Below are 13,462 nucleotides of genomic sequence, written 5' to 3' on the forward strand. Positions count from 1 at the left end.
CCTCAGGCGGCGAGTCGCGACCGTTCGTCATGGCTCCCATCCGCGTGAGATCAGTGCACGCCTTGTGCGGGTGGCGAGGCCGATGTCGCTCAGCTTCTTGGACGCTCGGATGACGAGCCATCCGGCCTCAGCCAGATCGTTGTAGCGCTCGAGATCATGCGCCCATTGCCACGGGTCTGTGCGGTGCTGATCGCCCTCGTACTCCAGAAGCACGCGCCACGGACGGTAGGCCAGGTCACCGTGAAGGGTGCGCCCGCGCACGGGTATCGGAGCGTTCAGTTCAGGTTCCGGAAGCCCCGCGCGCACGAGCGTCAGCCGAGCGCGCGTTTCGCGGGGTGAGCTCGAACCGGCGCGCACGAGAGTGAGTGCCTGAGCGAGATTTCTCCTGCCGCGCTGGCCCGAGGCATCGGCGACCGCGTCGTACATCTCGGTGGGTGTCGCGAGCGCCCCCGGCCGCCCGAGGAGTCGATCTCCCGCGATGACGAGTTCGTCGACGGTGAGCGGTGCGGCCAGATCCGCCCAGGTGCGGGCTGGATTCGTCACGCGGAGACGTCCGAGTAGGCGGGTGGACGGAGTTCGGCCTGTCGTGTGGCCCACTACTCCGGGCCCCCGTGGTGCACGTCCCCGCACCAGCGTGACGTGCACCCGTTCGTCGGTCTCGAGTCTCGTCGGCAGCGGGATGGCGTGGAGTCGGGCAGCGCTGAGGTGTGAAAAAACGTGCGAGCCCGACATCAGCGCGGCGTAGGCGAGGTGGGGAGGAACCCGCACCCCTCGTCCGGTCTTCTGCGAACGGTCGCGACTCGCCGCACGCCAGCGGATTCGCACGGGGAGTCGCGACCGTTCGGGGGAAGAGGTCAGGAGAAGCCCGGGGCCGCGCGCGACGCCGGGGGAGCGCGCCGCGGTGGTAGCCTGGCCGAATGCTGATCGCTCGCCTTCTCCTTAGCGGCCGCGACGAGTCCTAGTTCCAGGCCTCACTCGTCGCGGAGTCTGTCGCGGGCTTGATCACCCTCACAGGAGAGAACGACTGTCATGACAAACCCTGAATCCACGTTCACCGCGTCCAGCTCATTAGAGCCGTCGGCCGCCCAGATCGCCGCCCGAATTCCGGATGCGCCGCGCACCCTGGCCGAGAAGGTCTGGGACGACCACCTCGTCGTCAAGGGCAACGACGGTGAACCCGATCTCATCTACATCGATCTGCACCTGCTGCACGAGGTCACGAGCCCCCAGGCATTCGACGGCCTGCGCGCCGAGGGGCGCCCGCTGCGACGCCTCGATCTGACGATCGCGACCGAGGACCACAACACCCCGACGCTCGACATCGACAAGCCGATCGCCGACCTGACCAGCCGCACGCAGATCGAGACCCTGCGCCGCAACGCCGAGGAGTTCGGCGTGCGCCTGCACTCGCTGGGCGACAAAGAACAGGGCATCGTGCACGTCGTCGGCCCGCAGCTGGGCCTGACGATGCCGGGCATCACCGTGGTGTGCGGCGATTCGCACACGAGCACCCACGGCGCTTTCGGCGCGATGGCATTCGGGATCGGAACGAGCGAGGTCGAGCACGTCATGGCGACCCAGACGCTGCCGTTGAAGCCCTTCAAGACCATGGCGATCACGGTCGAGGGCGAACTCAAGCCCGGCGTCACGGCCAAGGACATCATCCTCGCGATCATCGCGAAGATCGGTGCGAACGGCGGCCAGGGCTACGTGCTCGAATACCGCGGCAGCGCCATCCGCGCCCTCTCGATGGAGGGCCGCATGACGATGTGCAACATGTCCATCGAGGCGGGTGCGCGCGCCGGCATGGTCGCCCCCGACGAGACGACGTTCGCGTACGTCAAGGACAAGCCGCACGCGCCGCAGGGCGCGGACTGGGATGCGGCGGTCGAGTACTGGCGAACGCTGCCGAGCGACGAGGGCGCCGTGTACGACGCCGAGGTCTTCCTCGACGCGAACGAGCTCGAGCCCTTCGTCACATGGGGCACGAACCCGGGCCAGGGCGTGTCGCTGAGCGACGTCGTGCCCACGCCCGCCGACATCGCCGACCCCAACGAGCGTGCCGCCGCCGAGCGAGCGCTGGAGTACATGGACTTGAAGGCGGGAACGCCGATGAAGGATGTCCCGGTGGACGCCGTCTTCATGGGGTCGTGCACGAACAGCCGCATAGAGGATCTGCGCGCCTTCGCATCCATCATCGAGGGTCGCAAGAAGGCCGACGGGGTGCGGGTCATGGTCGTGCCGGGCTCGGCGCGCGTGCGGCTCGAGGCCGAGGCCGAGGGTCTCGACAAGATCATCACCGACTTCGGTGCCGAATGGCGCTTCGCCGGCTGCTCGATGTGCCTGGGCATGAACCCGGATCAGCTCGCCCCGGGCGAGCGGTGCGCCTCGACGAGCAACCGCAACTTCGAGGGACGTCAGGGGAAGGGTGGGCGCACCCACCTGGTCTCGCCCCTCGTGGCAGCGGCAACGGCCATCCGCGGCACGCTGTCGAGCCCGAGCGATCTGGAAGACGACGTCATCGCCGTCGAGGACACACCGATCTATGCGCGCGTCGAGGCGGGAGAGGCCTGACATGGAGAAGTTCGTCACGCACACCGGGATCGCCGCGCCGCTGAAGCGGTCCGCCGTCGACACCGACCAGATCATCCCGGCCGTCTACCTCAAGCGCGTCACCAAGACCGGTTTCGAGGACGCTCTGTTCGCCTCGTGGCGCCAGGATCCTGATTTCGTGCTCAACCAGCCCGCGTACCAGGGAGCATCCATCCTCGTCGCCGGACCCGACTTCGGTACGGGGTCGAGCCGCGAGCACGCCGTCTGGGCGCTCCGCGATTTCGGCTTCAAGGTCGTCTTCAGCCCCCGGTTCGCCGACATCTTCCGCGGCAACGCGGGAAAGCAAGGCCTACTCACAGGTCTGGTCTCCGAAGCCGACATCGAGCGCATGTGGGCAGCGATCGAGGCGGATCCCGGTGTGCGGATCACGGTCGATCTCGAGGCGCGCGAGGCGCAGATAGCCGATATCCGGGTCCCCTTCGAGATCGACGATTACACTAGGTGGCGTCTCTTGGAGGGACTCGACGACATCGGGCTGACCCTCCGGAACGAAGACAAGATCGCCGCCTACGAAGCGCGACGCGAATCCTGGAGGCCACGCACTTTACCGGTGCCGCCGCTTCCCGCACAGTGAGGCTGCACCGCATGACGACTCTCCTGAACGACACGGCGGGCAACAAGAAGTCGGGACCAGGACGGAGCGCCAAAGTGAGCGCAGAGGTGCTCGCGATCAGGGGTGGCAGGCCGCTGCGCGGCACGATCGAGGTCAAGGGCGCCAAGAACCTCGTCACCAAGGCGATGGTGGCGGCGCTGCTCGGTGAGAGCCCCAGCATCCTGCGCGACGTCCCCGAACTCAGCGACGTCGCGGTCGTCCGTTCGCTGCTCGAGGTGCACGGCGTCACGGTGACGGACGGCGAAGAGCCGGGCAGTCTCGTTCTCGATCCGAGCGGTGCGGCCTCGGCGCACTTCGAAGAGATCGACGCGCACGCCGGTGCCTCGCGCATCCCGATCCTGTTCTGCGGTCCTTTGTTGCACTTGCTCGGCGAGGCGCTCATCCCGGATCTCGGCGGATGCCGTATCGGCGACCGGCCGATCAACTTCCACATGGATGCGCTGCGTGCTTTCGGCGCGATCGTCGACAAGAGCTACGAGGGCATCCGCATCACGGCCCCGAACGGCCTGCACGGCGCGAACATCGAGTTGCCCTACCCGAGCGTGGGAGCCACCGAGCAGGTGCTGCTCACCGCCGTCAAGGCGAAGGGCATCACCGAGCTGAAGAACGCGGCCATCGAGCCCGAGATCATGGATCTGATCGCGGTGCTGCAGAAGATGGGCGCGATCATCTCGTACGAGCCGAATCGCGTCATCCTGATCGAGGGCGTCGAGTCGCTGCGCGGTTACGACCACCGTTCGATCTTCGATCGCAACGAGGCCGTCTCGTGGGCCTGCGCCGCCCTTGCGACCGATGGCGAGATCTTCGTGCAGGGTGCGAAGCAGCAGGATCTGCTCACGTTCCTCAACGTGTTCCGCAAGGCCGGGGGATGGTTCGACATCCGCGAGGACGGCATCCTGTTCCGTCGCGACGGATCGATCACGCCGGTCGTCGTCGAGACGGACGTCCACCCGGGATACATGACCGACTGGCAGCAGCCTCTCATCGTCGCGTTGACGCAGGCCGAGGGCGAGTCGACCGTGCACGAGACCGTGTACGAGAACCGACTCGGATTCACGCAGGCCCTGGTCAAGATGGGCGCCGACATCGTCGTGCACCCGAACGGGCTCGAGGGGGGTAAGCGCCGCGTGCCGCGCCGTGCTCTCGAGCAGGCCGCGGTCATCAACGGACCCACGCCGCTGAGCGGGGCGGTGATCGAGGTGCCCGACCTGCGCGGCGGATTCTCGTACGTCGTCGCGGCCCTCGCCGCGCAGGGCGAATCGCGCGTGTCGGGCGTCGGCATCATCAGCCGCGGCTACGAGAAGTTCTTCGACAAGCTCACCGCGCTCGGCGCCGACTTCGACATCGTCGGGTGACGCGGTGAGCCGGACCCGCCCGCGATCGAGCGAGAAGTCACGACCGAGCGTCTTCTGGCTGCTCGGCGGCATCGTCGAGCCGTTCACGAAGTACTTCGCCCGCATCCGGATCCATGGTGCCGAGAAGATCCCGACCGAGGGATCGTTCATTCTCGCGCCGAACCACTACAGCGAGTTCGACCCGCTGGTCGTCGCCGTCACCGTCTGGGACATCGGCCGCGCGCCGCGCTTCCTCGTCAAGGAGAGCCTGTTCCGGGTGCCGGTGCTCGGCTGGGCGCTGCGGGCCACCGGCATGATTCCGGTCTCACGCGACTCGACGTCGTCATCGGCGAAGTCGACCCTGTCGGGCGCCGAGCGCCTGGCGACGACGGGGAGCAGCATCATCGTCTACCCCGAGGGCACGCTCACGCGAGACCCCGACCTCTGGCCCATGCGCGGCAAGACCGGTGCGGTGCGCCTGGCCTTCGAATCCGGGGCACCTCTCATCCCGGCGGCGCACTGGGGCGTGCAGGAGATCATGCCGAGGTACGGGGGCAAGCTCCGCTTCTGGCCCCCGCGCAAACAGGTGGACTTCGTGATCGGTGATCCCGTGGATCTGTCGGACTTCGAGGGGCGCCACCATCAGCCCGGCGCGCTCGTCGAGGCGACCGAGCGCCTCATGAACGCGATCGCCGCCCTGCTGGAAGAGCTGCGCGACGAGAAGGCGCCCCCCGTCCGGTGGAATCCGGCCACACACGCGCAGAAAGAGACGGGTCGCTTTGAGTCGTAAAGCTCCGGATGGTCCCAAGGTTGCCGTCGTCGGCGCGGGCAGCTGGGGCACGACCTTCGGCAAGATCCTCGCCGACGGGGGTGCGTCGGTCACCATGTGGGCGCGTCGCCCCGAACTCGCCCACGAGATCGCCGAGGGAAAGCGCAACAGCGAATACCTGCCGGGCGTGAACCTGCCCCGCTCGATGACGGCGACGGCGCACCTCTCCGAGGCCCTGCACGGGGCCACTCAGATCTATCTCTCGGTGCCGAGTCAGGCTCTGCGCGAGAGTCTGAAGGCCGTGCGTCCGCTCGTGACCGACACCGACGCCCTGCTCATCAGTCTGATGAAGGGTGTCGAGCGCCGATCGGGAATGCGGATGAGCCAGGTCATCGAGCAGGAACTCGCGTGCGATCCCGATCGCATCGCCGTGGCATCCGGTCCGAACCTGGCGCTCGAGATCGCGCGGGAGCAGCCCACCGCGGCCGTCATCTCATCCACGAGTCAAGAGACCGCCGACGCGGTCGCACGCCGGGCACGCAACGCGTACTTCCGCTCGTTCGTGAACACGGATGTCATCGGCACCGAGTTCGGCGGGGTGCTCAAGAACCTGATCGCCGTAGCGATCGGCATCGTCGACGGTGTCGGCTACGGCGAGAACACGAAGGCATCGATCATCACGCGCGGCCTGGTCGAGATGACCGACTTCGCCGTCGCCTACGGCGCGCAGCCCGAGACCCTCCAGGGTCTCGCGGGACTCGGCGACCTGATCGCGACCTGCCAATCCCCGCTCTCGCGCAACAACACCGCGGGTCGCCTGCTCGGTCAGGGATACTCGTTCCAGGATGTCGTGAAGCAGATGCAGCAGACGGCCGAGGGCCTCGCATCCGTGGCTCCCGTGCTCCAGCTGGCCCGAGAGGTCGGTGTGGAGATGCCGATCGTGGAGCAGGTGAAACGCGTGCTCGATGGAACGATGAAGCCGCAGGAGATCGCGCCACACCTGACCACCGACGATGACACCCCTCGGGGCGAGAGGACGCAGAATGCACAAACCGGCGGTGGCGGTGCTCTTTGGCGGTCGCTCCAGCGAGCACTCGATCAGCTCCGCAACGGCGGGCGGGGTGCTGCGGGCGATTGATCGCGAGCGGTACCGGGTGATCCCGGTCGGCATCACCCGCGACGGCGTGTTCGTGCTCGAGGACGATGATCCCGACAAGTTCGCCCTCGACGCCGCGATGCTGCCGGAGGTCGTCGACAACAACACGCGCATCGTCTGGCCCGAGGGCGGGGGCGCGCGCGAACTGCGTGTGCGCCGTGCCGACGGGACGGTCGAAGACCTCGGTACCGTCGACGTCGTCCTGCCGATCCTGCACGGTCTGCACGGCGAGGACGGCACCATTCAGGGCTTCCTCGATACCCTGCAGCTGCCGTACGCGGGCGGTGGGGTGCTCGATTCCGCACTGTGCATGGACAAGCACTTCATGAAGATCGCGCTGCAGGCCGAGGGTGTGCCCGTGGCCCCGTGGGTCACGGTGCGTCGCGCGCGCTGGGATGTCGATCCCGAGGGCGTGCGAACGGATGCCGCGGCGCTCGGCGACATCCTGTTCGTCAAGCCTGCTCGTGCCGGATCGAGCGTCGGCGTCTCGAAGGTGCATCACCTCGGCGAACTCGACGCCGCGCTCGCGCTCGCCTTCGCCGAAGACGACAAGGTGCTGATCGAGTCGGCCCTGGTCGGGCGCGAGATCGAGGTCGCCGTGCTGGAGGGGCGCGGAGGCGCGTCCGCCCGGGCGTCGCTGCCGGGCGAGGTCGTGCTGACGACCCGTGAGTTCTACGACTTCGAGGGCAAGTACCTCGGCGGCGACGGTGTCGACGTGCGCTGCCCGGCCGAGCTCGAGGCATCCGATATCGAGGCGATCCAGGCGCTGGGTGCTCGAGCCTTCGAGGCCGTGGACGGCCGCGGGCTCGCGCGCGTGGATTTCTTCCTGACGGCCGACGGGCTGGTCGTGAACGAGCTCAACACCATGCCCGGGTTCACGCCCATCTCGATGTTCCCGAAGTGCTGGATCGCGTCGGGCATGACCTACGCCGAACTCATCACCGAACTGGTCGATACGGCTCTCGAGCGCGCCTGACGCGCGGACGGTACCCGGGCACGGCCCTCGCTACGGCGCCGGGATGTCCGTGCAGGCGCCGTCGATCGGAAGTCGCCCGACCGGCGCGGCGAGGGCCTCGAGCACCGCGGCGCTCGACACGCCCGTGTCCACGTTCGTGTCGAGGTAGAGCTGAACCGCGGGGGAACGCCCGAACGTCGTGACACGGAATCGGAAGTCGCCCTCGTCCTCGATGATCCAGTCGACACCGCCGACGGACGTGCACGGGATCGTCGTGGGTCCCGGCGGCTCGACGCCGCAGGTGAGGAGCACGGCCGCCGGATCGCCCCACGCGCCTGTCGCCTGTGCATCCGTCTGCCGCCGTTCCTTGCCGTCGAGCGTGTCCGGCAGCCGCACGGACACCTCGGCGCACAGCGGGTCGTTCGCGTCCGGGCCGGGTTCCATGGCCACGGGCGCGGTGCAGCCGCTCAGAACGCCCGCGGCCATGATGGCGGTGGCCGCTGCGGCGAACAGACGTCGGACGGACATCCCTCCAGCCTACCGAGGCCGTCCGCGGCCGAGATGCGGCGCGGAGCGTTCGCAATTCGGTCTCTCCGGACGACCCCCCCCCCGGACGACCCGCCCCCGACGATCCGCGCGTGTTCTCCGGAGCGGGTTCGGGTCGCGCCCGCGGCGGGACTGAATACGGAACGGGATAGCGTGGACGTATGACCGACCCCGGCGATCCGCGCGTGGGCGACCTCGCCGAGGCCGCCATCCTCCGCGTGATCCTCGACCGCATCGGCACGGCCGAGGGTTCGGAGGTCGGGCCGGGCGATGACGCGGCCGTGCTGCGCGCTCCCGACGGTCGTGTGGTGGCCACGACCGACACCCTCGTGCACGGTCCGGACTTCCGCCTGGCCTGGTCGTCCGGCACGGACCTCGGCTGGAAGGCCGCCGCGGTCAATCTCGCCGACGTCGCCGCCATGGGGGCGCGACCGACGGGCCTTCTGGTCGCCCTCGCGATGCCGGCGGATACTCGGCTGTCCTTCGTTCGCGACTTCGCCGACGGCCTCGCGGCGTGCTGCGACGCGCTCGCGCCGGGATGCGCGGTCATCGGTGGTGACCTGACGATCTCGTCGACGCTCACGATCGCCGTGACGGCCCTCGGATCACTGGAGGGTCGTGCGCCGGTGCTTCGCTCGGGCGCGCGACCGGGCGACATCGTGGCGCTGGCCGGCGCGGCGGGTCTCGCCGCGCGCGGGATCGACCTGCTGTTCTCGAGATTCACGGATGCCTCGGGCCCGGTCGCCGTCGACCGGGCGAGCTTGGACGCCGCAGACCTCGAGGCGCTCGACGCTCAGTTGCGCCCGTCGCCGCCGATCGCGCTGGGCATCGCCGCGGCGGACGCGGGGGCCACGGCGATGATGGACGTTTCGGACGGCCTCGCGCTCGATGCGACGCGCCTGGCCCAGGCATCCGGTGTGACGCTCGCGATCCGCTCCGCATCGGTCGGCGGGGTCGCCCGCTGGGCGATCGACGGCGGCGAGGACCACGCCCTGCTCGCGACCTTCCCGCGCGACGCGGATCTGCCCGAGGGCTTCCGGGCGATCGGTGAAGTCACCGCGGCGGGGGCGAATCCGTTGCTTCTCGACGGCGAGCCGCGCGAGCCGCACGGGTGGGACCCGTATCGCGACTGGGACGCGGGGCGAGGCTGAGGCCGGTCGCGAACGCCCGCCAGTGTCAGTGCGCCTGCCAGATGACCGTGTCGCCGTATGCCCGCTCGCGCGCGAGTTCGATCCCCGCGGGCCAGCTCGGCTGCGGCGAGTGTCGCGAGCGTTCGACGACGACCAGGCCGTCGTCCGCTCTGCGCGGCGCGAGCAGCGCGAGGGTCGCGGCCAGGTCCGCCTCGCCGAGTTCGTAGGGGGGATCGAGGAACACCAGATCGAAGGTCGCGACCGAGCCGCGCAGGAACGCGTCGGCAGAGACGGCGTGAACCCGTCCGAGCCCTGAACCGCCCAGGGATCGCTCGACGCGGCCGATGTTGTCGCGGGCGATCGCCGCGGCCGGGCGGGACAGTTCGACGAGGTCGACGGAGGCAGCGCCCCTCGACAGCGCCTCGAGCCCGAGCGCGCCCGACCCCGCGTACAGGTCCAGGACGCGCGCGCCGTCCAGCGCGCCGGCCGACTCGAGTCCGGCGAACAGCGACTCGCGCACGCGGTCACTCGTGGGGCGTGTTCCGCGTGCGGGAACGGCGAGCCGGATGCCGCGGGCTCCGCCGGCGATGATCCGGGTCATCCCCTCACCCTACAAACCGCGAGGCCCGCGGGTACACGTCGGCGGGTCTGCACGCCCGTCCGCGTCCGAGAACCCGACCGGAACGGCGACGTCGTAGCCGCGAACTAGAGTCGTGGCATGTCGTCGGTGCATCTCGAAACCCGCCTCGAGGGCGTCGTGGGGGGGAAGACCGCCACGGCCCTCGAGCGCGCGTTCGGCATGCGCACGGTCGGTGACCTGCTGGCGCACTACCCGCGGCGTTACGCCCATCGTGGTGAACTCACACCCATCCGCGATCTGCCGGTGGGGGAGTCGGTCACGATCGTCGCCGAGGTGGTCAGCGCCGGTGAGCGTCGCATGCAGGCGCGGCGCGGTTCGATCCTCGAGGTCGTGATCAGCGACGGTCGCGGACATCTGACCCTGACCTTCTTCAACCAGTCCGGCCGCCTCAAGGAGCTCCGGGTCGGTCGACGCGGTATTTTCGCGGGCAAGGTCGGCGAATACCGCCACACGAAGCAACTGGCGCATCCCGACTACGAGCTCTTCGACGACGAAGAGGCCGCCCGCCGAAGCGCTCAGGAGTATGCCAACCTGCCGATACCGATCTATCCCGCCACGTCGACGATTCCCAGCTGGAAGCTCGGCAAGATCGTCGCCACGGTCCTCGATGTGCTGGGCGCCGTCGAGGATCCGGTCCCCGACGCGTTGCGGCTGCGTAAGGGCCTGGTGCCGGCGCGGGATGCGCTCGAGAAGATCCATCGGCCCGCATCGGACGCGGACGTCCACATCGCCCACGAGACGCTGCGGATGCACGAGGCTCTCGTGCTGCAGACCGCACTGCTGCAGCAGCGCGCCGCCGTGCGGGCTCTGTCGGCGCGTCCGCGCCCCGCGCAGAGCGCCGGGTACCTCGAGCGCTTCGACGCGACGCTGCCGTTCGCGCGCACGCCGGACCAGCACGAGGTCGGCGACCGGATCGCCGCGGATCTGGTGGGCGAGTGGCCCATGAACCGGCTCGTGCAGGGAGAGGTGGGGTCGGGCAAGACGCTCGTCGCCCTGCGCGCGATGCTGCAGGTGGCGGAGTCGGGCGGACAATCCGCCCTCATCGCGCCGACCGAGGTGCTCGCCGGTCAGCACCTGCGGTCGATCGCCCGGATGCTCGGGCCCGATCTCGCGCCCGAGCTGATGCCCACGCTGCTCACCGGACAGCAGGGCGCCGCCGATCGTCGCCGTGCCGCCCTTCGTGTCGCGTCGGGGCAGGCGCTCATCGTGATCGGCACGCACGCCTTGCTGAGCGACACGACGACCTTCGCCGATCTCGGCCTGGTCGTCGTCGATGAGCAGCACCGCTTCGGCGTGGAACAGCGCGAGACCCTGCGCGCGAAGGGGTCCAGTCCGCATGCCCTGGTTCTGACGGCGACACCGATCCCGCGCACGGTCGCGATGACGGTCTTCGGCGACCTCGATGTCTCCACGATCCGCACGATGCCCGTCGGACGCGCCGGTATCGAGACGTTCGTGGCGCCCGTCGGGGAGCGCCCGGCCTGGTTCGAGCGGGTCTGGCAGCGCGGAGCGGAAGAGGTCGCGAAGGGCCACCAGGTTTTCGTCGTCTGCCCCGCGATCGATGTCGAGGCCACCGGCAAGGCCGCAACCGACGACACGGTCGAGGCTCCGCCCGTCGAAGGCGAGGCGGCGCGCCAGCGTTGGGGCGTGGTCCAGGTGGAGCGACTGCTCGCCGCCCGGCCCGATTTCGCCGGCCTTCGCGTCGCGATCCTGCACGGACGCATGCCCGGCGACGAGAAGGACGCGACGATGCGGGCGTTCGCCGAGGGGCAGATCGACGTGCTCGTCGCCACCACGGTGATCGAGGTCGGCGTCGACGTGCCCAATGCCTCGACCATGGTCATCCTCGAAGCCGACCGGTTCGGTGTGTCTCAGCTGCACCAGTTGCGAGGTCGCGTCGGCCGCGGCGAGGTACCGGGGCTCTGCCTGCTCGTGACCGAGGCGCAACAGGGAACACCCGCCCGTGCGCGCGTCGAGGCCGTGGCGCGAACGCTCGACGGATTCGAGCTGGCCGAGGTCGACCTGGAGCTGCGCGGCGAGGGCGACGTGCTCGGCGACATCCAGTCGGGCGCGCGCTCGTCTCTGCGACTGCTGCGCGTGGTGACGGATGCTCCGCTCATCGCCGAGGCGCGCGCCGAGGCCGAGTCGATCCTGGCCGATGATCCCGACCTGAGCGCGCACAGCGGGCTCGCCCGCGCGATCGATCGCCGTCTCGACGTCGAGGATCGCGCCGCGATGGCGCGCAACTGACCGGGGAGCCCGCCGCGAAGCGTGTCCGGACACCGGTTGGCTCGGTAGGACGGCGCGCCCGGATAGGCTGGCTGGGTGAACAACAGGATCGCGGTCGTACCGGGGTCGTTCGACCCGCCGACCCTCGGCCACCTCGACGTCATCCGTCGCGCGGCATCGCTCTACGACTCCGTGCACGTGCTCGTCGTGCACAACCCCGACAAAGAGGCGATGCTGCCGATCGCGCATCGCCTGGAGCTGCTCGAGCAGTCGATCGCCGAGAGCGAGATCGAGGGCGATATCGTCGTGGCGTCGTGGAGCATGGGCCTTCTGGTCGACTACGCGACCGATGTGGGGGCGGGCGTGCTCGTCAAGGGCATCCGCTCGCAGATCGACGTCGTGTACGAAACGCCCATGGCAATCGTGAACCGGCACCTGGCACACGTCGAGACCGTCTTCCTGCTGCCCGATCCGTCGCACGCTCTCGTCTCGAGTTCGCTCGTACGCCAGGTCGCGGGCCTCGGCGGGGATGTCTCCCCCTATGTCCCCGCGCCGGTCGCGCGTTTTCTCACCACCGGTTCCAGCACGACCTGATCGGGCCCGATTTTCGGTACGTCCGCGAGCTGCGCGGTGGGCCTCGCCCCGGCGCGCCGTGGCGCGGGTAGCATGGTCCCCCGTGAGAAACCGTCGGCCAGGACCATTCGCCATCAATGTTCGAGACATCGAGCTCCGCCCCGGCGAGATGCGCGAGCACGAGTTCGATGTGACACTCGCGGAGCGGTGGGGCGAAGGACTCGTCTACCTGGAGCAGGGCGGCACCGTCGAGGTGGACGTGCGTCTGGAGTCCGTGCACGAGGGCATTCTGGCCAGCGGCGAGGCGAACGCGGAGTACGTCGGTATCTGCGGACGCTGCCTGATCGACATCGCCGCACCCCTCCAAGTCGAATTCCAGGAGCTTTTCGCGTACCCTGGAGACGAGACATCTGACTTCGAGGTTCAAGACGATCACGTGGATCTTGAAACTCTGGTCAGGGATGCGGTCATTCTGTCGCTTCCGTTTCAACCGGTATGCCAGCCGGATTGCCCCGGGTTGGACCCGGTAACGGGCGAGCGACTGGCCGATTCGGACAGTACTTCACTGAGCTCCAACCTCGATCCTCGATGGTCGGCGCTCAGTCACCTGGGCCAGGACGACGCCTCGGCGAGCGCCCGCGAGCCAGATCAGAACCCCTAAGACTCGAACGAAAGAGATAGAGCCATGGCAGGTAACCCCCCGAAGCGCAAGGTTTCGCGCTCCAACACCCGTTCGCGCCGCGCGCAGTGGAAGGCCGAGCCGATCGCGCTCGTCAAGACGGTCGAAAACGGCAAGGTCGTCTACAGCCGCCCCCACCAGGCCAAGGTCGTCACCGACTCGCAGGGAACCGAACTCTTCCTCGAGTACAAGGGCCGCAAGGTCGCAGACGTCTGATCGGCTCAC

The 13,462-nt window shown here is 68.9% G+C and carries 14 protein-coding genes; 11 read left to right on the top strand and 3 right to left on the bottom strand.

What is annotated here, in order from left to right; all coding sequences use genetic code 11:
• Positions 1 to 27: 27 nt before the first annotated feature.
• Complete coding sequence (locus C2868_RS06180; protein WP_100810890.1) at positions 28 to 543, bottom strand: hypothetical protein; 516 nt, start codon at positions 541 to 543, stop codon at positions 28 to 30.
• 486 nt (positions 544 to 1,029) lie between these two features.
• Between C2868_RS06180 and leuC the strand changes: the two genes are divergently transcribed.
• Genes leuC through C2868_RS06210 form a run of 6 tightly spaced genes read left to right on the top strand, consistent with a single transcriptional unit; the run spans position 1,030 to position 7,461 of the window.
• Positions 1,030 to 2,574: a 3-isopropylmalate dehydratase large subunit gene (gene leuC / locus C2868_RS06185; RefSeq protein WP_232711181.1), complete on the top strand. Its 1,545-nt coding sequence runs from the start codon at positions 1,030 to 1,032 to the stop codon at positions 2,572 to 2,574.
• Between the two features lies 1 nt (position 2,575).
• Entirely contained in the window at positions 2,576 to 3,187 is a 612-nt protein-coding gene (gene leuD, locus C2868_RS06190) for a 3-isopropylmalate dehydratase small subunit (RefSeq protein WP_100810889.1), read from the top strand.
• A gap of 11 nt (positions 3,188 to 3,198) precedes the next feature.
• Positions 3,199 to 4,581 (top strand): UDP-N-acetylglucosamine 1-carboxyvinyltransferase, encoded by a 1,383-nt coding sequence (murA, locus tag C2868_RS06195; RefSeq protein WP_100810888.1) that lies wholly within the window; start codon positions 3,199 to 3,201, stop codon positions 4,579 to 4,581.
• 4 nt (positions 4,582 to 4,585) lie between these two features.
• Positions 4,586 to 5,350 (top strand): 1-acyl-sn-glycerol-3-phosphate acyltransferase, encoded by a 765-nt coding sequence (locus C2868_RS06200; protein ID WP_100810887.1) that lies wholly within the window; start codon positions 4,586 to 4,588, stop codon positions 5,348 to 5,350.
• Positions 5,340 to 6,467: an NAD(P)H-dependent glycerol-3-phosphate dehydrogenase gene (locus tag C2868_RS06205; protein ID WP_100810886.1), complete on the top strand. Its 1,128-nt coding sequence runs from the start codon at positions 5,340 to 5,342 to the stop codon at positions 6,465 to 6,467. The genes C2868_RS06200 and C2868_RS06205 overlap by 11 nt, the downstream gene beginning before the upstream one ends.
• Positions 6,373 to 7,461 carry a D-alanine--D-alanine ligase family protein gene (locus C2868_RS06210; protein WP_103663084.1) on the top strand — a complete coding sequence of 363 codons (1,089 nt, stop codon included), beginning with the start codon at positions 6,373 to 6,375 and terminating at the stop codon, positions 7,459 to 7,461. The genes C2868_RS06205 and C2868_RS06210 overlap by 95 nt, the downstream gene beginning before the upstream one ends.
• Positions 7,462 to 7,491: 30 nt before the next feature.
• Here C2868_RS06210 and C2868_RS06215 read toward each other — a convergent pair whose 3' ends face one another.
• The gene (locus C2868_RS06215; RefSeq protein ID WP_100810884.1) at positions 7,492 to 7,968 is read right to left on the bottom strand and encodes a DUF3515 family protein; all 477 of its coding nucleotides are present in this window, start codon (positions 7,966 to 7,968) and stop codon (positions 7,492 to 7,494) included.
• A 179-nt stretch (positions 7,969 to 8,147) separates the two neighbouring features.
• Here C2868_RS06215 and thiL point away from each other — a divergent pair, with 179 nt between their 5' ends.
• On the top strand, positions 8,148 to 9,137 hold the full coding sequence (gene thiL, locus C2868_RS06220) for a thiamine-phosphate kinase (protein ID WP_100810883.1): 990 nt from the start codon (positions 8,148 to 8,150) through the stop codon (positions 9,135 to 9,137).
• A gap of 25 nt (positions 9,138 to 9,162) precedes the next feature.
• Here the strand turns inward: thiL and rsmD are convergent, their stop codons facing one another.
• The gene (rsmD, locus tag C2868_RS06225) at positions 9,163 to 9,717 is read right to left on the bottom strand and encodes a 16S rRNA (guanine(966)-N(2))-methyltransferase RsmD (protein ID WP_181003373.1); all 555 of its coding nucleotides are present in this window, start codon (positions 9,715 to 9,717) and stop codon (positions 9,163 to 9,165) included.
• Between the two features lie 117 nt (positions 9,718 to 9,834).
• On the opposite strand from rsmD, the gene C2868_RS06230 reads away from it, so the two are divergent.
• The 4 genes from C2868_RS06230 (at position 9,835) to rpmF (ending at position 13,453) form a co-directional block, all read left to right on the top strand.
• Entirely contained in the window at positions 9,835 to 12,006 is a 2,172-nt protein-coding gene (locus C2868_RS06230; protein WP_103663085.1) for an ATP-dependent DNA helicase RecG, read from the top strand.
• A gap of 75 nt (positions 12,007 to 12,081) precedes the next feature.
• Positions 12,082 to 12,579, top strand: a complete 498-nt coding sequence (gene coaD / locus C2868_RS06235; protein WP_100810881.1) for a pantetheine-phosphate adenylyltransferase — start codon at positions 12,082 to 12,084, stop codon at positions 12,577 to 12,579.
• Positions 12,580 to 12,727: 148 nt separating this feature from the next.
• Positions 12,728 to 13,219, top strand: a complete 492-nt coding sequence (locus tag C2868_RS06240; protein ID WP_100810880.1) for a DUF177 domain-containing protein — start codon at positions 12,728 to 12,730, stop codon at positions 13,217 to 13,219.
• Positions 13,220 to 13,243: 24 nt separating this feature from the next.
• Positions 13,244 to 13,453: a 50S ribosomal protein L32 gene (gene rpmF / locus C2868_RS06245; RefSeq protein ID WP_100810879.1), complete on the top strand. Its 210-nt coding sequence runs from the start codon at positions 13,244 to 13,246 to the stop codon at positions 13,451 to 13,453.
• Positions 13,454 to 13,462 lie beyond the last annotated feature (9 nt).

Origin of the sequence: Microbacterium sp. CJ77, from assembly GCF_002911615.1 — a bacterium.
Taxonomy (GTDB): Bacteria; Actinomycetota; Actinomycetes; order Actinomycetales; family Microbacteriaceae; genus Microbacterium.